The 3,574-nt window shown below is 29.5% G+C and carries 4 protein-coding genes and 2 pseudogenes; all 6 read right to left on the bottom strand.

Features of this window, described 5'->3' with window-relative positions:
• A partial coding sequence (locus LE180_RS05880) for a flavodoxin-dependent (E)-4-hydroxy-3-methylbut-2-enyl-diphosphate synthase (RefSeq protein ID WP_374134527.1) occupies positions 1-197 on the bottom strand: 197 nt, incomplete at its 3' end.
• Between the two features lie 597 nt (positions 198-794).
• Entirely contained in the window at positions 795-974 is a 180-nt protein-coding gene (locus LE180_RS05875) for a tyrosine-type recombinase/integrase (RefSeq protein ID WP_374134526.1), read from the bottom strand.
• Positions 975-1,023: 49 nt separating this feature from the next.
• Positions 1,024-1,095, bottom strand: a pseudogene (locus LE180_RS05870) (hypothetical protein); the annotation flags it as partial.
• A gap of 147 nt (positions 1,096-1,242) precedes the next feature.
• On the bottom strand, positions 1,243-1,614 hold the full coding sequence (locus LE180_RS05865) for a DNA adenine methylase (protein ID WP_374134525.1): 372 nt from the start codon (positions 1,612-1,614) through the stop codon (positions 1,243-1,245).
• 143 nt (positions 1,615-1,757) lie between these two features.
• Positions 1,758-3,323, bottom strand: coding sequence for an AlwI family type II restriction endonuclease (locus tag LE180_RS05860; protein ID WP_374134524.1), 1,566 nt, complete (start codon positions 3,321-3,323; stop codon positions 1,758-1,760).
• 8 nt (positions 3,324-3,331) lie between these two features.
• Positions 3,332-3,574, bottom strand: a pseudogene (locus LE180_RS05855) (DNA adenine methylase); the annotation flags it as partial.

Raw genomic sequence — 3,574 nt, 5'->3', positions numbered from 1 at the left:
GCTGACTCCATATCAGGAAGAGAAACTCGAACAATTTCACAGCCCGCTTCTTCGAGCTGTTTTATCTGCTTTACTGTGGCTTTCCAATCACTCGAATTTGTATTTGTCATGGACTGAATTACAACAGGAGAACCTCCTCCTATTGTAACGTTTCCGATATTTACTTTTCTTGTCTGCATTCTCTTATAAAATTTCATAATCAATTAAACCAAAATTCGACTTGCAAGTAAAATTATTTTTTGTCTTTTATTGCATAAGTTTCAATTCTTTTATTTCTATAGATTTGGATGCAAAACAAATAACAGCCAAATACATAAACAAAACGATAAACAAAATTTTTCTCATAACTCTCTCCTTCTTCCCTCTCTTCTTTACCTATTGACATTAGGACATCTAATTACTTCAACTGCGGTGTTGCCGTTCATTCTCTATTTTGCGCTCTTTACTTTGTCTTTATTTATTTCCTAAACAGCTCGCCAATGCCTAACCGCAAAAGATTGCTATACAATGTTCTAATAATTTTACGGAATTATCACTTAAAATCCTGCAAAGTAAATCCCCTTACTATATTTTAGCAAATTTATTATCAGTTGATATTTAGACTCGTTATGGACAAAAAAAGCAATGCTTTTAACATCTTAATTAACAACTGCGTTGAGCTTTAAATCCGAAATTGTTTTAAGCAAATTTTCAATAGTAAGAGTGTTTAGGTTTTTGTCAATCTTGTTTTTATCATAAAAAGTTTCGTGTGTAATACTGTCATTATTTCTTTTCACTCATAATTAGTCTTATCGTCATATATTGTAGTCCAAAATGTCTATTGATTCCATCAAATGTTCCTTTGATAAATGAGCATAAATCATAGTGGTTTTTATATTTGAATGTCCTAAAAGCTGACTTGCTGTATATATGCTTACTCCTTGTATTGTTAGCTTGCTTGCGAATGTGTGTCTTAAGGTTTTGACAAATATCATCTCTTTGATTTAGTTTCTAAAAATCTTCAATTTCAATTTATGTCGTCTTTTATGCTTTTAGATATGGCGGGTCGCAATATACAAAATCATTATCGCTTAATAATGATAAATCAAAATTTTTAAAATTGGTTGAATAAACTCAATGTCCCTCTTTTGCAATTTATTGATAAAAGATTTTAGATTACTTTCTATGGAAGAATTATAACAACTTCTATCTTTACCGAAGGGTTTGTTAAATTCGTGGCTATTATTAAATCTTATCTGATGATTAAAAGAATAAGCAATTAGAACAAATAAATCTAACGGATTTTTTGTCTTGTTGTATTCCTTCCTCAAACTGATATATCTGTAGAGATAGAGCATGCTTATCAATTCTGTTATATATATACTCTAAAACCTTTTCCCGAGAGGTTATTTGTAATTTTCTATATAAGTCTATTACATAGGTTAAATTGTCATTTAACACTATCTTCTTAGCCTTAACATTTAATCCTACATTTGCTTCGCCTACAAACAAATCAACAAAGCAATTTATATCTTTTAGAAACAAAGGTACTATCTGAGAAAGTATTTTATACTTCCCGCAGATATAGTTCAATGGTGATTTTATAAAAGACTCATTCATTTTTTTTATTTCCAAAAGTCTAATAAATTTTTAATTGCTTCTTTAAAGATATCAGGCACTTTTATATCTAAAACCAAAGCTCCATATTCCTTGTGAATTCGTCATTCTCAAACGCTGTAATTGGGAATCCACGTTTAAATATTAAACGGACTTATTTTTTAAAAAGCAGAAGTTACTTCATTTAATATTTTACAATTTTCAAGAGCATTAACAAAAGAAGTTACTTCATTTAATGTTTTAAAATTTTCAAGAGCATTAACAAAAGTGGAAATTTCTGAGGTTCGGATTTCAAAGCCGTCGTTTTTTATAAAATTAAAGTATCTCTTTGTATCAATAAAAGTTTGTGGAGATATAAAAACAGAATATGCTTTAATGCCTTTATTTATAAACGTCTCCAAATGCCTACGCGTTGAGAATGATTCTCTTATATGTTGTTGTGTTCCTGTGAGTAGTGTAACTTCAACGAGTATTGTGTCGTTATTCTCAAGACATTCTATATCAGGGTTGCCTCCAGAAGCAAAACTTGTAGGCAATCCTTCGTCATCAGAAATAAAATTTGGAGTTACTGAAATATTGCGCAATTTCTTTAATAAGGCCATTGAAATTAAAAATTCTAATCTTAAAGGCTGTTCTATAACACTTAAAAATTCGTCTTTTGTTGTTTTTTTGTTCGCTAAATTCAATAATTCTTCTTTAAGAGCATTCCAAGAATAATATTCTACCCATTTTTGCAGTTCGTCTTTTGTAGTTTTTACTTTAGTTTTGGCAATCGAGAATTTATCTAATAAATTTTTATCAACACTGCCGATATAATTAAAGAAATCTTTTTCAGAAGCGAAATCTTTATTAACATCATAATTTTTTTCAACATAGTCTGTAACTGCTTGTTCTTTTGAGTTTATATCTATAAAACGTCCATTCCCTCTTAACGAAAACAAACCCGTCAAACGCATTTTTCTTATAAAATCGTCGGGATAATCCACAAGAATAGATTCATCATCTCTGATTGTATCATTCAATAATTTATAGCAAGCAGAAAGTATTATCTCGTTACTCGGAGTATATCCATATTTTTCTCTGATTTTTATTATTGCTTCTGATAAACTTTTTGCGTTGTCATCTTGCCAACACAAAAGCAAAGGTAATTCTTTTCTTGAAATTCCGTTTGTTTCTTTTCTTTCATTAAGAAAATTTATAGTTTTTATCAATAAAATCAATGGAGTATTTTTATTCGCAACTGCCCTAAACGGATTATTCCTTTGATATTTAGCAAAAGCATTGGCAAAAACAAATAGTTCATTTTCAGGGTTTGCAAAATCTAACAATATTTTGCCGCTATCTGAAAATTTTATTTTTTCATTAGGAAAATACCACACAAATCCAAGTTCCTTTGCCAATTTAAACCAAGTATCAAAACGCGATGCCCAGCCTTTTTCAAAACTAGCTTCTTTATGTTGTTGAGGATTATCTGTAAAAATTTTATCAACTTCTTTCTTATTCAGTTTTATCCCTGAGTTCCATTTATTCTTAACGGAGACAGAAACTTTCGTAGGTTTGTATAATCCTTTTTGGATTAAACTTTTAGCAACCTTTTCTATAACAGAATCTGTCAAAAGTTTCTCATTATATTCCATAAGAACAACAAGAAATGCCTTCAGACGTTCGGGATTTCTCATTGTTGTAGTAAATAATAATGGTTTGTATTCTGCCCTTTTTTGAACCATGTCCTTTCTCAATAATTTGTTATCAAAACTTCTCTGATATTTTTTTTACCGTTATTATGATAATTGATATAATGACTATCAACAATATGGCTTTTATATTGTTTTTTCCAATTTATCAACAATTCATTTTTGCATTCTTTATAGTGGGTAACATTTGATAAAGCAAATTTAATATTTTTTTTATCAAGCAGGTCAAGCATATGCAATAATCTCCTTTCAGAATGTTCGTCCCAACGCTTATTATATTCAGT

Origin of the sequence: Candidatus Endomicrobiellum pyrsonymphae, assembly GCF_020328025.1 — a bacterium.
In the GTDB taxonomy this organism is placed as follows: Bacteria; Elusimicrobiota; Endomicrobiia; order Endomicrobiales; family Endomicrobiaceae; genus Endomicrobiellum; species Endomicrobiellum pyrsonymphae.
Note: the sequence above shows the minus strand (reverse complement) of the source record. Positions and strands in the feature narration are given on the sequence as shown.